The sequence below is a fragment of the Lysinibacillus sp. ZYM-1 genome (genome assembly GCF_001308875.1).
Classification (GTDB): Bacteria; Bacillota; Bacilli; order Bacillales_A; family Planococcaceae; genus Lysinibacillus.
In genome coordinates, this window is the sequence record NZ_KQ465122.1 from 1 (window position 1) to 14,940 (window position 14,940).

General features: G+C 34.2%; 14 protein-coding genes. 11 read left to right on the top strand and 3 right to left on the bottom strand.

The features are described from left to right. The first annotated feature begins 400 nt into the window (after positions 1-400). From AO843_RS14125 to AO843_RS14135, 3 genes are all read left to right on the top strand, one after another. Complete coding sequence (locus AO843_RS14125; RefSeq protein WP_082389481.1) at positions 401-919, top strand: RNA polymerase sigma factor; 519 nt, start codon at positions 401-403, stop codon at positions 917-919. After that, positions 916-1,932 (top strand): DUF4179 domain-containing protein, encoded by a 1,017-nt coding sequence (locus tag AO843_RS14130; protein ID WP_054611737.1) that lies wholly within the window; start codon positions 916-918, stop codon positions 1,930-1,932. Before AO843_RS14125 ends, AO843_RS14130 begins: the two co-directional genes overlap by 4 nt. A gap of 501 nt (positions 1,933-2,433) precedes the next feature. Further along, positions 2,434-2,880 (top strand): YfmQ family protein, encoded by a 447-nt coding sequence (locus AO843_RS14135; protein WP_054611738.1) that lies wholly within the window; start codon positions 2,434-2,436, stop codon positions 2,878-2,880. A gap of 75 nt (positions 2,881-2,955) precedes the next feature. Here the strand turns inward: AO843_RS14135 and AO843_RS14140 are convergent, their stop codons facing one another. Continuing rightward, entirely contained in the window at positions 2,956-3,447 is a 492-nt protein-coding gene (locus AO843_RS14140; RefSeq protein ID WP_054611739.1) for a DUF3267 domain-containing protein, read from the bottom strand. Positions 3,448-4,072: 625 nt separating this feature from the next. Between AO843_RS14140 and AO843_RS14145 the strand changes: the two genes are divergently transcribed. From AO843_RS14145 to AO843_RS14155, 3 genes are all read left to right on the top strand, one after another. After that, positions 4,073-4,732 (top strand): TetR/AcrR family transcriptional regulator, encoded by a 660-nt coding sequence (locus AO843_RS14145; RefSeq protein WP_054611740.1) that lies wholly within the window; start codon positions 4,073-4,075, stop codon positions 4,730-4,732. 13 nt (positions 4,733-4,745) lie between these two features. Further along, positions 4,746-5,534 (top strand): CPBP family intramembrane glutamic endopeptidase, encoded by a 789-nt coding sequence (locus tag AO843_RS14150; RefSeq protein ID WP_054611741.1) that lies wholly within the window; start codon positions 4,746-4,748, stop codon positions 5,532-5,534. Positions 5,535-5,700: 166 nt separating this feature from the next. After that, a complete protein-coding gene (locus AO843_RS14155; protein ID WP_054611742.1) occupies positions 5,701-7,857 on the top strand; it encodes an ATP-dependent helicase in 2,157 nt (718 codons plus the stop codon). A 234-nt stretch (positions 7,858-8,091) separates the two neighbouring features. Here AO843_RS14155 and AO843_RS14160 read toward each other — a convergent pair whose 3' ends face one another. Next, positions 8,092-9,003: a DNA glycosylase gene (locus tag AO843_RS14160; protein WP_054611743.1), complete on the bottom strand. Its 912-nt coding sequence runs from the start codon at positions 9,001-9,003 to the stop codon at positions 8,092-8,094. Between the two features lie 180 nt (positions 9,004-9,183). Between AO843_RS14160 and AO843_RS14165 the strand changes: the two genes are divergently transcribed. From AO843_RS14165 to AO843_RS14180, 4 genes are all read left to right on the top strand, one after another. Further along, positions 9,184-9,897 carry a 2OG-Fe(II) oxygenase gene (locus AO843_RS14165; RefSeq protein WP_054611744.1) on the top strand — a complete coding sequence of 238 codons (714 nt, stop codon included), beginning with the start codon at positions 9,184-9,186 and terminating at the stop codon, positions 9,895-9,897. Between the two features lie 89 nt (positions 9,898-9,986). Next, on the top strand, positions 9,987-10,625 hold the full coding sequence (locus tag AO843_RS14170; protein WP_054611745.1) for a bifunctional transcriptional activator/DNA repair enzyme AdaA: 639 nt from the start codon (positions 9,987-9,989) through the stop codon (positions 10,623-10,625). Beyond that, complete coding sequence (gene adaB / locus AO843_RS14175; protein ID WP_054611746.1) at positions 10,609-11,142, top strand: methylated-DNA--[protein]-cysteine S-methyltransferase; 534 nt, start codon at positions 10,609-10,611, stop codon at positions 11,140-11,142. Before AO843_RS14170 ends, adaB begins: the two co-directional genes overlap by 17 nt. 28 nt (positions 11,143-11,170) lie before the next feature. After that, positions 11,171-11,989, top strand: a complete 819-nt coding sequence (locus AO843_RS14180; RefSeq protein WP_054611747.1) for an SPL family radical SAM protein — start codon at positions 11,171-11,173, stop codon at positions 11,987-11,989. Positions 11,990-12,191: 202 nt separating this feature from the next. On the opposite strand, the gene AO843_RS14185 is transcribed toward AO843_RS14180, so the two are convergent. Continuing rightward, positions 12,192-12,812, bottom strand: coding sequence for a class I SAM-dependent methyltransferase (locus AO843_RS14185; RefSeq protein ID WP_054611748.1), 621 nt, complete (start codon positions 12,810-12,812; stop codon positions 12,192-12,194). A 507-nt stretch (positions 12,813-13,319) separates the two neighbouring features. Here AO843_RS14185 and AO843_RS14190 point away from each other — a divergent pair. Next, positions 13,320-14,573 carry a DUF445 domain-containing protein gene (locus AO843_RS14190; protein ID WP_054611824.1) on the top strand — a complete coding sequence of 418 codons (1,254 nt, stop codon included), beginning with the start codon at positions 13,320-13,322 and terminating at the stop codon, positions 14,571-14,573. Positions 14,574-14,940 lie beyond the last annotated feature (367 nt).

Here is a 14,940-nt window from a genome sequence, read left to right on the forward strand (position 1 = left end):
GCTTTCAAAAACGACTCAACCATCTGACACCGATAGAATATCGACATCAGATGGCTGCTTAGTCTTTTTTAAACTGTCTACTTGACAGGGGTAAGTCCACATGTTGTGTAACTCTTGTTTTTTCTTTTGTAACTGACTGTAATCCCAAAATATCATCATCATTAATTTTCCTTTGTGGTATGAATGTTTCATGCACTTAAATGCTGTGTAGATAAAATCTCTAAAAGAAGACGTAATCCAAACATCTTAGAAAATTTGGTTTTTGTGATGACGGAATTGATGGTTGTGGTGCATCTACCTTCGTTACAAAAAATAGCTTTATAAAAACATATAACTTCTATGCAACTAATTACTATTTTAAATACTCTAACGGTATGTAAGGAAAGCAGAGGTGTGAATGATGGAATCTGAATTTCTAGTAAAAAAAGCGCAAAAAGGAGATGGAGAAGCGTTTATACAGTTAATTAGTCAATATGAATTGATTCTTTATCGTACGGCAAAGATTTTAGGTCTAAAAGATGAAGATATAGCAGATTTATTGCAAGAGACGGTTTTAACTGCATTTGAAAAAATAGGTACTTTAAAAGAGGTAAAGTATTTTAATACTTGGCTTTGCCGCATCTTATTGAACAATTGTTATCGCTTTATGAAGCAGCATAAGCAGGTTGTATCACTCGATTCAGAAACACTGAATGCATTGCCACATCAAGATCATTTACCACTTGAGCTAGACGATGCGTTGAATAGCTTAGAAGAAAATTATCGTATTGCATTAACACTGTATTATGTAAATGGACTAACTACTAAGGAAATTAGTAAATTGCTTCATGAACCAGAAGGTACAATTAAATCGAGAATTTCGAGGGCAAAACAGCATTTGAAAAACAACTATTATGTTGAGGAGGCACAATCGCTATGAAAAACAGTGTAAAGGAATGCTTACAGCAAATGAATAAAGAGCAAGAGTTACCACCATCAGTTCGAATAGCTTTTGATCAATCCTACGAACAGATTCGTCAGCTATCCAAGAAAAAAACTAAAATATTATGGTTTAAACCTGTGGCAGTTGCCGTAGCGACAATTGCGCTAGCTTCGGGTTTATTATTAACAAATGATACAGTTCTAGCAAAATTACAAACCTTCTTCGGCTTAAAGGATCCTGGGATTGAAATAGCAAATGATCATGGAGATGTGCAATATGTGGCACAATCCCAGCAATCAGAAGATATTAACATTACTCTAGAACACTTTTTTGCAGATGCGTATCGATTAGCTATGCAGTTCAATATTGAAGCGGATCATATGCAAATGGACGATTTACATGATATGAACATTGAATATCGACTTTATAACATAAAAGGTGAAGAAATCGATGCTTTAGTATCCGATACGAAGCCAATTGCAGGAAGAGGGATTTTTAGTGGTGGCAATTTTAAATTGTGGAATGTAACAAAACATGCTGCAACATTAGAAATGCTAAGTGAGTCTAATAGAATCACTGCACCTTCATTAGATGGTGCAAAATTAGTTATTGAAACTATACATTTATTAAATAAGGATGGAAGTGTTATTTCAGTTGATGGCGAATGGGCATTTGATTTAACATCAACAACGATTGAAACACAAGTTTTTGTAGGAGAAAATGTAGTTCCAGGACTAGAGTTACAACAAGCTGCATTAACAAATGGTTCCATGCAAGTATCTTATAAAGTCAATCATCAAGTTGAAAATGAAAATGATATTTTTAAGACAGCGTTAGTAAATGGAGATGGCGAATCCTTCTACGCAAATAGTGCAAATGTTGAATACTTAGAGGAAGAACAACAAACAATCATTACTTTAGTTTTTCCTTACAGTATATGGAATGAACAGCGAGATCTTTCATTAACTGTAAAGGGCTATGAAAAATTAAGATTAATAGAGAAACAATAAAAAGGAAACAATTTTACTATAGTAGTCCACTGTCAATTGAAATGATAGTGGATTTACTATATTTATTTTTAAACAGAGGTTGACGAATATGTAAACTTGAAAGGAGAACTTCAACTGGGCGTGATTAAAAACAGAAAATCATCCAATTGAAAATTCTTTATTATAGTTAATCAGATCAGCAAGGATGATGAAGATTCAATAGATGAAAGAATCAAAAGGTTTGTACAAGAACTTAATAGTTTATTGTCTATTGGATGATTAAAATGTGCTAGATTGGATCTTTTATAATAATTATTTATTAAACCAAAGTTAAATGGATGGTCAAAAAAATTTCGAATTGGATGGTGATAAAAAATATAAATCCTTTATCATTGAAAGGTGGAGGATCAAACAATGTTAGAGCCTAATTTTCAATTATTTTTTATAAAATATGGTGAAATGAAGTTCATAAATAATGTAATCTCTCCAAAATGATAAATTTACTGAAAGAGTTGATAGGATATGACAATGAGTTTGATGATTACGATAGTTATTGGATCTATTATTAAATTATTAATGAGCCCGCCTAGTGCTGCTGTGGCATGGCTATTAAGTAAATTTGAACTTCATAAAGAGCTTGATTCAAAAGAAGTTACGGTAACATTTAATGGAATGAATTTAGAAGAGCAAGAAAAAATTAAATTTATTGACTATTTTAACAAAGCTTTCTTTTTGAAAAAATATTATATATTTCCTGGCAATGAAAAATTATTTTTACAGCCAGAAACTAATGTTACGCCATTTGTCATCAACGTAAGGAGTGGCAAAAAAGATGTTAATTTCTTTATTTTCAATTATGACAATCACGTTGATGTAGTCAAGAAGTGCAAAGAGAAAGTTATTTCATATAGCCTTAGTTCTGAATCTCTACAACACTTTACCATTGCAACTTCAAATGCAAACCATTGAAATAAGGTTTTTAAAAATTAGGGATTCGTCATTGCGGCAGAATCCCTTTTTTATTTGGAATTACACGGTTTAATACTATTTTACTTGAAAATAACCCCTGCAAAAAACGGCGTTTTTCGGTTTAAGTGCAATTAAAAATGAATTAATAATATCTGAGGAGGAAATCAATGCGTTTATCCAACTTACAAATAAAATGATTGATTTGATATTACTTGGTACATAAAACGACATAATGGCTGGGATGACTGATAATAGGATAAAGGGCAAGCTCTTAAAAAACCAAAATCCCGTTTTGGATAGGACTGCGTTTGTATTTAGCCAAAAGAATCCGCTAAAAGTTAAGCTAATATCGCCTTTTTTGTTGACAGTAACAATATGAATATATTCGTGAATGATGAAGACAGAAATACCGATTATCATGAGAGAAAAAATATTAATATGCGTGAAACCTGTTTCAAAAAAAAAAGGTATCAGAAAAATGATGAACTGAAGTAGATAGACAAACTTCATATAATGTTTACGATACCAATTATTCTGTATGAAAGGCGTCCAATCTGACAAATTCATATCTATCTGTGGTAAGTGCCGAAACCAAAATATTATAATCGTTTCCCCCCTTTATTTAAACTTAACACTGCACTGTAGTTTTAATGTAAAAAATTACAAATTCCCCTTATTTATTTTAACATAAAATTCCATGGAATAATTCAGGGAATTTGATTTATCCTCCCAACAGAACCCGTTAAGAAGTTTCTTTTTTATAAATGACCCTATTATACAGAACCAAATAATCTTGTGAGTAAATACACTCAAACTAATCTAATTATTTAGCCAAAAAAGGGGAGGATAAAACTAGTATAAAGTAAACAAGTGAGACTTCTAGTTAGCGGTATGTAGAAAAATGCGAAAATCTTGTGGTAGGATAGATGGTTAATTTGAAAATTAATTAAAGTTCAGACTTTGATGTCCTTGTACAATTCGTTTAGACATGCCTATCCATTTGAGCTATCTGAAGAAATGCGCTATCTGAAATTCTTGTTCATATTCACTTATGTCTAAGAAAAGGACAAGGGAGTGAGAATAATTAGTGTAAAAAAAATACAATATTGTAATTTGATCATTGACGATAAGTAATTCAAGACATACAATAAAAATGACACTAGTGTCATTTTTATTGTATAAGGAGGTTACTATGCCAAAAGTCAGTCATGATTATGTAATAAAAAAGAAAAAAATCATTTTAGAAGCAGCTTTATCAGTGTGTAAAGTTAAGCCGCTCTATGAAATTACGATGAGAGATATTATTAAAGCATCTGGAGTAAGTCAAGGAGGCATTTATCGCTATTATTCAGATGTAGATGAAATACTTGTTGCGATTATTAATCAAGCTAATGCAAATGCCGACTATAAGGAGGATGTAGATGCCATAATTGAAAACAGTGAAATTCCTAAAGAGAAATTGGGAAAATTATTTACTTTTCTCGGTGAGTACATTAAAGAAAACCTATCAACGGTTGGCAAAATACATTTTGAACTTACAATCTTGTTTGCGAACAATCCAGAGAGACAAATGAAAATTTTACCCAACATTACTGAAAATGAAAGTGGACAATACTTGGTCGAGCGAATATTTAATACGATTCATGAAGGTATTTCATTAGGTAGCTTTCAGCCTGAAGTAGCACTAGAAGATTTATTTACTTTTATTATGACTTCCATTGATGGAATAGTAAGAGATGTTGTTTTACAAAAATGTTACGGTATGTTCCAAAATGAACAAGTACATATTGATGAGATTCGACTAATGAATACTTTATGCAAGTCTGTACAAGCATTGTTGGGTTGTAAATGAGGGGGAAGCATATATGGGGAAAGAGGTAGGTAGGTTTCTATTCTATACATTTTCTTTGTCATGGATTCTTTGGGGCGGTTTAGCAATTTTAACACAATTCAATCTGCTTAAGTTTGGCACTACATTTTCAATAGTATTATTTATTCTTGGCGGTATTGCACCTGGTATTAGTGAGATTTGGCTAAAAAAGAAGTATAGTTCTAAAGAAGAATTTAAGTTGTTTATTAATAATATTAAGAATCCTAGACATCCATTGGTATGGTATATATTTACTATTGGACTTGCGTTTGTAGCTTGTTTTTTGCCAACTCTATGGGGGGGCGCATCTATGGAGAAACCCCTATATCTAGTATTAATTAACTTTCCTATTATGATTATCGGTGGGGGTTTGGAAGAGATCGGCTGGCGTGGATATTTACAGCCTACGTTGCAAAAAAGGTGGTCGCCATTCACAAGTACACTCATAGTCGGAGGGATTTGGGCAATCTGGCATCTGCCGTTATGGTTTGTAGTTGGTTCAAATCAAACAAGCATGAATTTTCTGTGGTTTACTCTAATTGCTTTGGCATTATCATTTTTAATGACAGTCATATATTTATACACGAAAAGCATTTTTCTATGTATTGTTTTCCATTCATTAATTAATTCATTTTGGGAAGTGTATATTCCAAATACAAATGTTTCATCTGGTTTATTTACACTTTTGTTTGCACTAGTTATTTTTACTGCATTAGAAATCTATCGAAAGAAGATTTCCACTAAAATCATCAATTCTGCTAAATCAAATGAGCGTATGTTTTGAAACATACTCGTTAAATGATGATAATAATAGCGCTCCTGAACAACAGGTGGCGCTATTTGACGCTTACCTTTATTCTTGCTTCGCCTTTATATTGAGCGGCTTCCTCGGATGAATCCTCATTTTTTGGTATAATAAAATACAGATTTTTAAGAACGGAGCAATTGATATGAATGGAGCGCAAAAAGCGTTTTTTGAGGAAAAGGAGCGTTCACTTGGTGTTCGTCTAAATGATGTGCAGACGCAGGCGGTGTTACAAACGAATGGGCCGCTGTTACTATTGGCATCTCCCGGTTCAGGAAAAACGACGACGATTATTATGCGTATTGGCTATATGATTGAGGCGCTTGGTGTGAATCCTTCTCGCATAAAGGCTGTTACGTTTAGTAAGGCTTCGGCCGGCGATATGAAGACACGTTTTGCAAAGTTTTTCCCGCATTTGCCACAGGTTGATTTTTCGACGATTCATAGTTTAGCATTTCAAGTTGTGCGGCAGACACTTGAACGTCAGAACATTTCTTATGGCATTATTGAAGAATCGGACAAGCCTGGTGTTGTTTCAAAAAAACGAGTGCTTCGTGAGATTTTTGAACAATTAAATGGCTCAAAAATTACCGAAGATCAGTTAGACGAGCTACTGACGTACATAACGTTTATCAAAAATAAAATGCTGCCAGAACAGGAATGGGCAATTGCCGATGTAAAGGTGCCAAGAAAAGTCGAGATTTTTCAGCGTTATGAGGAATATAAACGCACGGGAAGTGACCGTTTGTTAATTGATTTTGACGATATGCTTTTAATGGCGAATGATATTTTCACGAAAAATCGAGAGGTACTGGCGCAATACCAACGCCGCTACGATTATTATTTAACGGATGAAAGTCAGGATACGTCGCCAGTTCAACATGCGATCATCGCGAAACTCGTTGCAGTCCATCAAAATTTATGCGTAGTGGCAGATGAGGATCAGACCATTTATAGCTGGCGTGGTGCAGAGCCAGATTATTTGTTGAATTTCCAAAAGCATTATCCAGAGGCGCATGTTTTACTTATGACGCAAAACTATCGTTCATCTGCAACAATTGTAGAGCCAGCCAATATATTCATTCAGCGAAATAAAAAGCGTTATAACAAACAAATGTTTACGCAAAATCCTGCAGCAGAGCCAATTTCGTTTAAAATCCTTGAGAATTACAATGTACAGGCCAAATATTTAGCGGACCAGTTGGTAAATCTGCCTAAGCTCGGCTCCACGGCTATTTTATATCGAAATAATACATCTGCCATTCCGCTTATGGACGCATTTGACAGAGCAGGCTTGCCTTTTTATATGAAGGATTCCACGATGCGCTTTTTCACACATTGGGTCGTGGAGGATATTATGAACTTCATGCGTCTAGCGTACAATACAAAAAATATTGCGGTATTTGAAAAAGTTTACAGAAAAATGAATGCTTATATTACACCAACGCAATGGCAGGCCCTTCAGAATGCGCCGGAGGAAGACTGTGTATTTACACAGTTGTTACAGCATGTTAAGTTACAGGATTATCAGCCAGACTATATTAAGCGTATTCGCAAAACGTATGATAGTATTCAATTTGATAAAACGACGCCAACAGTCATGCTAGAACATATACGTTATGACTTTGGTTATGACCGAACCTTAAAGAAAATGAGTGAGAAACTCGGTTTTAATTATGAAAATTTACTAGATATTGTGAATGTACTTGGTTTAATTGCCCGTCATACGTCGACAATGACCGAATTTGCGGGTCGATTGAAGCAACTTGAAAATTTAGCACGTTCCTCTCATATGAAAAATGAATTGAATGCCATTACACTGACAACATTGCACAGTTCCAAAGGCTTAGAATTTGACCGTGTGTATTTAATTGACTTGATTGAGGGGATTTTCCCCAGTGAGGCAGAAGAAGAAATCGAGGAAGAAACACGGCTATTTTATGTCGGTATCACACGTGCGATTCGCCATTTGGAGTTAATTTCGTATAGTAAGCGATTTAAAACAAGTGTGGTGCCATCGACTTTCATGAAGGCGTTAAAACAAATTGTCTCTCCGCAGGAATTGCCAAAGAAAGCGCCGAAAAGTCCGCGAAAAACAATGAAGCAATACCGAAACGAGCGGACGATTACAACAGAGTCAATGTTAGTCGTTGGCTCAAAAGTAAACCATGTGATTTTTGGAGAAGGGGAAATATTAGCCGTTTCGAGTAGGACGATTGAATTGTCATTTGCTACGGGGATTAAGCAGTTTATGACGGATACATGTTTACAGCAAGGCTATTTAGAAACGGTGGAAGATTAAATGTACTGAACTCCATCTGGACTTGCAATTGTAAAAATAGATCGTATTTTGAAAAGAATAAACTTTAATATAATGTTCTATCAATCAAAAGCCTCCCGCGAAATGGGGGGCTTTTTTGTATGAATAAGTCAATTTTTGATTCAATTTCAACGATCATTCTACTATAGGGGATTTTAATGGGAATGAAGCGCAGAACTTAATGGTTTCCTTCAATGCGATTTAAGTCTTAATTATTTAGTAAAGGACACGCCATAAATAAAATGTAGCGTACGATTCCCAATTTTTCCATGGCAACGATATTTCTAAAATCTCATCTTTGGTAGGCTTTCGGTTCATACTACGTAATATTTTTATCGAATTAATAAGGCCCACGTCATCGATTGGAAAGGCTGTCTGGAACCTGAGGCAGCGCATTAAAACATAATTGGCTGTCCAAGGACCGATTCCCCGTATTTTTATTAAGTTTTTTTCAGCATCTTTAAAGTTCAGTTTCATTAATTTTTCTTTCGATAATTCTCCACTTGCCATTAATCTGGCAATTCCAATGATATATTCACTTTTTTTTACTGTCATTTTAATATTTGCTAGGTCGGTAGGTGTTAATTGTGCAATTCGATCGTACGATGGGAACACCCAATATTTTTTACCATTCCATTCGATAGCATCGCCAAATTCTTCTACAAATTGCTTCTTTAAGGAGTACGCAAAGGCTAAGTTAATTTGTTGCCCTAAAACTCCCCAACATAAAGCTTCAAATAAATCAGGTATGCCGACAACTCGCAATCCATAGAATTTTCGGGCAGGCATTTTAAGTAATGGGTCTGCTTTTGCCATTTCATAAAATGGTGTTAAATCGTTATCAAGATCAAACCATTCATAAATATAATTGACAATCTCTTCTCGTTTACACTTTTCAATTGGCCTAGAATCATTTAGAAATTGAACAACCATTTGTTTATTATCCCGTACACTTACTTGTATTAAGGACCGAATGTCCCCAACAGCTATAACTTTTGTAATGATATCGTTCTCAATTTCATACATACATTCATTTTTTTCCCTTGTTAGATAACCTAGGTTTGTATTCAAGTCGAAATGTTCGGGTAATGTAATTATTATCACATCATTGATTTCATGCCATGTCACTTTCCATTCTCCTTTACAAACTATTTATAAGATAACTAAAACTGATTGGAGTTTTACTTTATCACAAAATAATCTTTATTAATTTTGTTATCTTGCTATTACATTCTAAACATCTTATTTTTTTCTATTGATGAGGTTATAGTGTTAGTTATCAAGAATGCTAAATAGGAGTGGAGAAAAATGATTCAAGATATAAAAACACGAGTCGAACGCTTAAATTGGGAGTCCATTCAAAATGAATTAGATAAGCAAGGATTTGCAAAGCTTCCGGTGATTTTAACAAAAGAGGAATGTGAAATCTTCATAAAATTGTATTGTGACGATGAGTTATACAGAACGACAATCAATATGACGAGATATCGCTTTGGCAATGGGGAGTACAAATATTTTTCCTATCCATTACCTGAAATCATCCAAAGTTTAAGAGAGTCATTTTATCTCGAATTGGCCAAAACAGCCAATCGATGGTTGGGTTATTTAGAGAAAAAAGAACAGTTTCCAGATCAGCTTGAAGATTTTTTGAAAACCTGTGAAGAATATGAACAAACTAGACCGACACCATTACTATTAAAGTATGAAACAGGTGGTTTTAATTGTTTGCATCAAGATTTATATGGCGACATATTTTTCCCGTTTCAAGTAGTATTTGTATTGAACAAACGAGATACAGACTTTTGTGGTGGAGAATCTCTATTAGTGGAACAAATTCCTCGTGCTCAGAGTCGAGGACATGTCATTACTTTAGAGCAAGGCAGTGCGCTAATCTTTCCTACTAACCATAGACCTGTGCTAGGTAAAAAAGGATATTACAAAAATACGATTCGTCACGGAGTAAGCACGGTTACTTCTGGAGAACGATACGGTCTTGGAATCATTTTTCACGATTCTAAATAAAAAATTAAACTTCAATATCTTGCTATTTCATTCCTAGAATTATACATTCTGAATTTATAGGGAGTATATTGTAAGGAGAGGTGAGATTAATGCCGGATAGAATCACTAACGGACAGAAAGAGAGCCATGATCATAGAATTTTGAATGATGTAGAAATGATAACAGATGACAAGTGGCAAGCAATTATAAATAATGATACAGCGTACAATAATCAATTTTTCTACGCAGTAAAGTCAACAGGGATATTCTGTAAACCATCCTGCAAATCACGCGTCCCGAAAAAAGAAAATGTATGCATTTTTCCAAACGCAGAACAAGCTCTCCGCGCAAATTTTCGCCCTTGTAAACGTTGCAAGCCCACTAATGAAAATCTGCCTGATAGTGAGTGGGTTGATTTAATTACTGAATACATTGATAAAAATTTCACTGAGAAATTAACGCTAGAATCGTTAGCCAATATTTGTCATGGGAGTCCGTATCATATGCATCGAACCTTTAAAAAGATTAAAGGCATGACGCCAGTTGAATATATACAACAAGTGAGAGTACATGCGGCTAAAAAGTATTTGATTCAGACAAATAAAGCGGTTGGAGATATCGCCATATGTGTGGGTATGGCTAACACGCCTTATTTTATTACTTTATTTAAAAAGAAAACGGGACAGACACCAGCACAATTTCGTCAAATGAGTAAAATGGAGGAAAAGTACAATGAAAACAAAGAATAAACCAACCCTTTATTGGTCTTTACTAAAGTTTAAGGATTGGCATTTATATATTGCTTCAACGTCAAAGGGGCTTGTATTTGTAGGTTCACAGAACAAACCATTCGAGGAATTATTCGAATGGGCCAAGAAACGCTTTCCAGGAAGTCCTCTTGTTGAAGAAGATGAAAAGCTTGAACCCTATGTCGTTGAAATCAAGCAGTATCTAGAAGGAAAGCGGAAAACCTTCACTGTTCCATTTGAGTATGTAGGTACGCAATTTCAGCTAGCAGTTTGGCAAGCACTTTGTGAAATTCCTTATGGACGGACAAAATCCTATTCCGACATTGCCAATGCTATGAATAAGCCAGCAGCTGTTCGTGCTGTAGGAGCGGCTATTGGGGCTAATCCAGTATTAATTACTGTGCCGTGCCATCGTGTATTAGGAAAAAATGGCTCATTAACTGGCTATCGGGGCGGATTAGAAATGAAGACACTACTCCTAGATCTGGAAAAGCGAGCTTCATCTAGCGATGAATAATCATTGCCGACAAAAATGGAGGTGCGCCATGAAAAGTGAATTATTCTATAAAAATCCAAAAACCATGCTGAATAAAGGGACTGGCTTTCTTTCTGGATATACACATTCACTTAATCCTTATACAGGCTGTTCATTTGGATGTTCTTATTGCTATGTACGCGAAATGCCTGTATCTCTTTTTCGGGAAGGCGAATGGGGAAATTGGGTCGATGTTAAAAACGGAGCAGCGAATATATTAAAAAAGGAGCTTCATCGCGCCAAGGCAAAAGGGAATGTAACCATTTTTATGTCATCAAGTACTGATCCGTATCAGCCAATAGAGCATAACGAAAAAGTGACACGATCTTTACTAGAAGTTATGGTAGAAGATCCCCCTGACTTCCTATTAGTACAGACTAGAAGCCCACTTGTGAGTCGGGATATCGATTTGCTGCAGCATTTTAAAGATAAAGTTCGTGTAAGTATGACAGTAGAGACTGATAGGGAAGATATTCGCAAATATTTTACGCCCTCTGCTCCGCCTATTCCAGCAAGGCTTAAAACACTCCAACTGCTTGCTGAATGCGGTATTCCTGCACAGATTGCCATCGCACCCGTTTTACCGAGTAGCGAGCGATTTGCAGAATTATTGCGTCCCTTGGTTAACCGAGTATGTATAGATGATTATTTTATGGGGGACGGCAGTGGTGGTAAACGAACACAAAAAATGGGCTTACAAACGTTATATAGAAATCTGCAAATGGAAGAATGGTATCATCCATCCGTCTACAAAATGGTTTATAAACGAATGCGGCAGTTTTTTTCGGAAGATGAACTTTTCATAAGCCAGAAGGGTTTCGAACCTTGATCTAACGTTTGATTATATTGTGTTTATGAGAATTAAAACAGATAACAAAATGGAAATCATCTATTATACAACCTTTGACCTTCTCAAAGGAAGAGATCTGTCCAATTGCGAAGAGGGCAAGCATCTCTTCATAGACATAAGTTCAGCTCTTAATTATAGGCATAGTGCTAGTGCAGCTATGCCTGCGCAAACTTTTTAGTAACTAATAGACTTTAATTACTTCAATATATCTATACATTCCACTTAACATAACTGGGTCATCCTTTATAATTTTGAGCCTTTGTTCATTTTGGCTAAACAATTCCTCAAAACTTCGACCAATATCGGTTCCTAATATGCTTATAAAAGGCCTTACCAGTTTTTTTGTTAGTGTTATTTTTTGATTTTTAGGAGCAAATTTATCAAAGATCAAAATTCTTCCGTCCTTCTTTAAAACTCTTATCATTTCTCCAAAGCATTTATTTTCATCAGGAACGACAGAGAGTATTAAACTCGCTACAATATAGTCAAATGATTCATCCTCAAAAGCCATTTTTTGAGCATCCATTTCTAAAAACTTGATAGCAGAGCGCTGGAATTTACTTTTAGCTTTATCTAACATATCAGGAGAATAATCAATTGCTGTAATATCATAATCAACATAGTTGATTAATTCTAAATCAGCTCCAGTCCCAATACCTACATATAAGATTTTTTGCTTGCTTTGAAAAGGTACTTCTTGAAAAATCTTTTTTCTAGTCTTTAAAAACAACCCTGTATTAAAGAATTTATCATAGAAGGAAGAGCCAACTTTATAAATAAGCTTGTTCCACGTATTATTCATTATGTCATCCCATCTTTCATTTACCGATCGTAAGCGCGGTAATAAAATACCGTTTACGTCAGACGAAATATCTTATTAAGGCAATAAGGACGTACAAACAATTTACCACTACGAAAAAAGAATTATGCTGATGTAAGTTAACGGACAGAATAATTATAATGCTTTCTTTGAGCATACTCTAATTTCATGTCTAATACCGTACTAATAATAAATTTTAAGGAATTAATTATTAAAATCTAAGCGTTTTGTTTACTATTTACATTGTTGATTAATTGTTGAAATCAATCTGATTTAGTATGCTATTTACAATGGGATTATCTTTTACTCTTCAAAAACGGAACCCTTTAAACTTTGACAAGGGGTTTTATTTTTAGAAGTCTCTAGGTAAATATTTGAATTGAATGTTTTTATTAGCAAGCGAAAAAATCGGCAAAAATAAATTCTAAAATTCAAAATCTGATTAAATCTAATATGTATATAGAAAAATTTAAGAGGTTGATTACATTGATGAAAAAAGGAAAAAAATCAAATTATTTAGCGAAAATTTCTTTAGGAGTTATGGGTGCAGGCTTTCTCATAACGATTCCTTTTCAAGAAACCCTTATGGGGAGATTATTACAAGGGGGATTTGAGGCAGGACTTGTTGGAGGATTAGCAGATTGGTTTGCTGTAACAGCTCTTTTTCGCCATCCAATGGGTATACCTATTCCACATACCGCATTGCTTCCAAAAAACCGAAATAGAATGATTACAGCTCTTATATCCATGCTTGAAAAAGATTGGCTCACTAAAGAAAGTATTAAAGAGAAAATCCAACAAATTAATTTTGCAGATAAACTAATACAACTTGCTGAGATTGAATTGTCATCAGGTACTTTGAAAAGAAGAATTGGTTTGATTCTCAATGAGATCATTAATTTAGTAAATGTAGAAAAAATAGCTCCGTTTATTGAAAAAGAGTTAAAGGAGTATCTTCATTCTTTAAAAGTAGAAAAAATTCTTGAATCTATAATTACTCAAGCACTAAACAAAAAAATAGATGAAAAAGCTTTGAACTTTACCTTGACTGAAACCGAAAAGTGGATGTCAAAAGAAGAAACAAAGCAAAAAATAGGAAGAATGGCCAAACAATTACTTGATAATATCGAAGTAGATGGCTTTTTAAGGGTAGCAATTAGTTCTTTTCGTAATTTAATAACGGAGGAAAAGCTCGGAAATATGCTTCAACCATTTATACTTAATAAAATCATTCTTTTACAGAGAGATGATAACCCTGATAGGCATTTGATTCTTTCTCGAATTCGAGAAGAGTTAGAAGGCATACAACATAAGGAAAAATTAATGGTTGAGATGAATAATTGGAAGAAAACACAAGTAAACAATTGGAATACGGTAGATCAAATTACTGAAATGTTAAAGCAACTACAGAAAAAGTTGATTCTTCTAGTCGAAGATGAAGAATTTATTGACAGGTATGTAATTTCATTTATTCAAAACTTTATAAATAGCATAGTAAAAACGCCTGGAAAAATGGAAAGTATTGAAAATTGGATTCAAAAGCAAATTTCATACTACATTGATAAGAATCATTCAAAAATAGGTGTGCTTGTCAAAGAAAATCTGGAAAAATTGGATAACGAAACTCTTATTAATATGATGGAAAATAACATTGGTAAGGATCTACAATGGATTCGAGTGAATGGGGCAATTTGCGGGTTTGCCATAGGAATTATCTTAACGATCTTGAAATCTTTTTTATAGGATAAATTCGTCCATTTAGATTCAGGTTAACAGGAGTATCATGAATAGAAGTGCGAAATAAAAGCTAGTTCAATAAAGAAATTATCACAAGGAGTTCAGTCAATAAAGTATAAGAAGGCTGTCCATCCCAGATTTGGTCGTTCTCTTTTTGAATGTTTCCAGTAACGGTAGCTATTTCTTATTCGCAATATTTTATATTGATTCTTATAATTCAAAAAGGGGTTATTTCTGAATTGTGGTAATTATTATTTGCAGTATATTTGCCCAATATAATAAAAATTGTTCACATAAGCAATACATACGTAAGTAGCAAACCTTATGTTAACTTTCTGTTTTGAAAATGTGAAGCAATTGAAATATCCTTCAG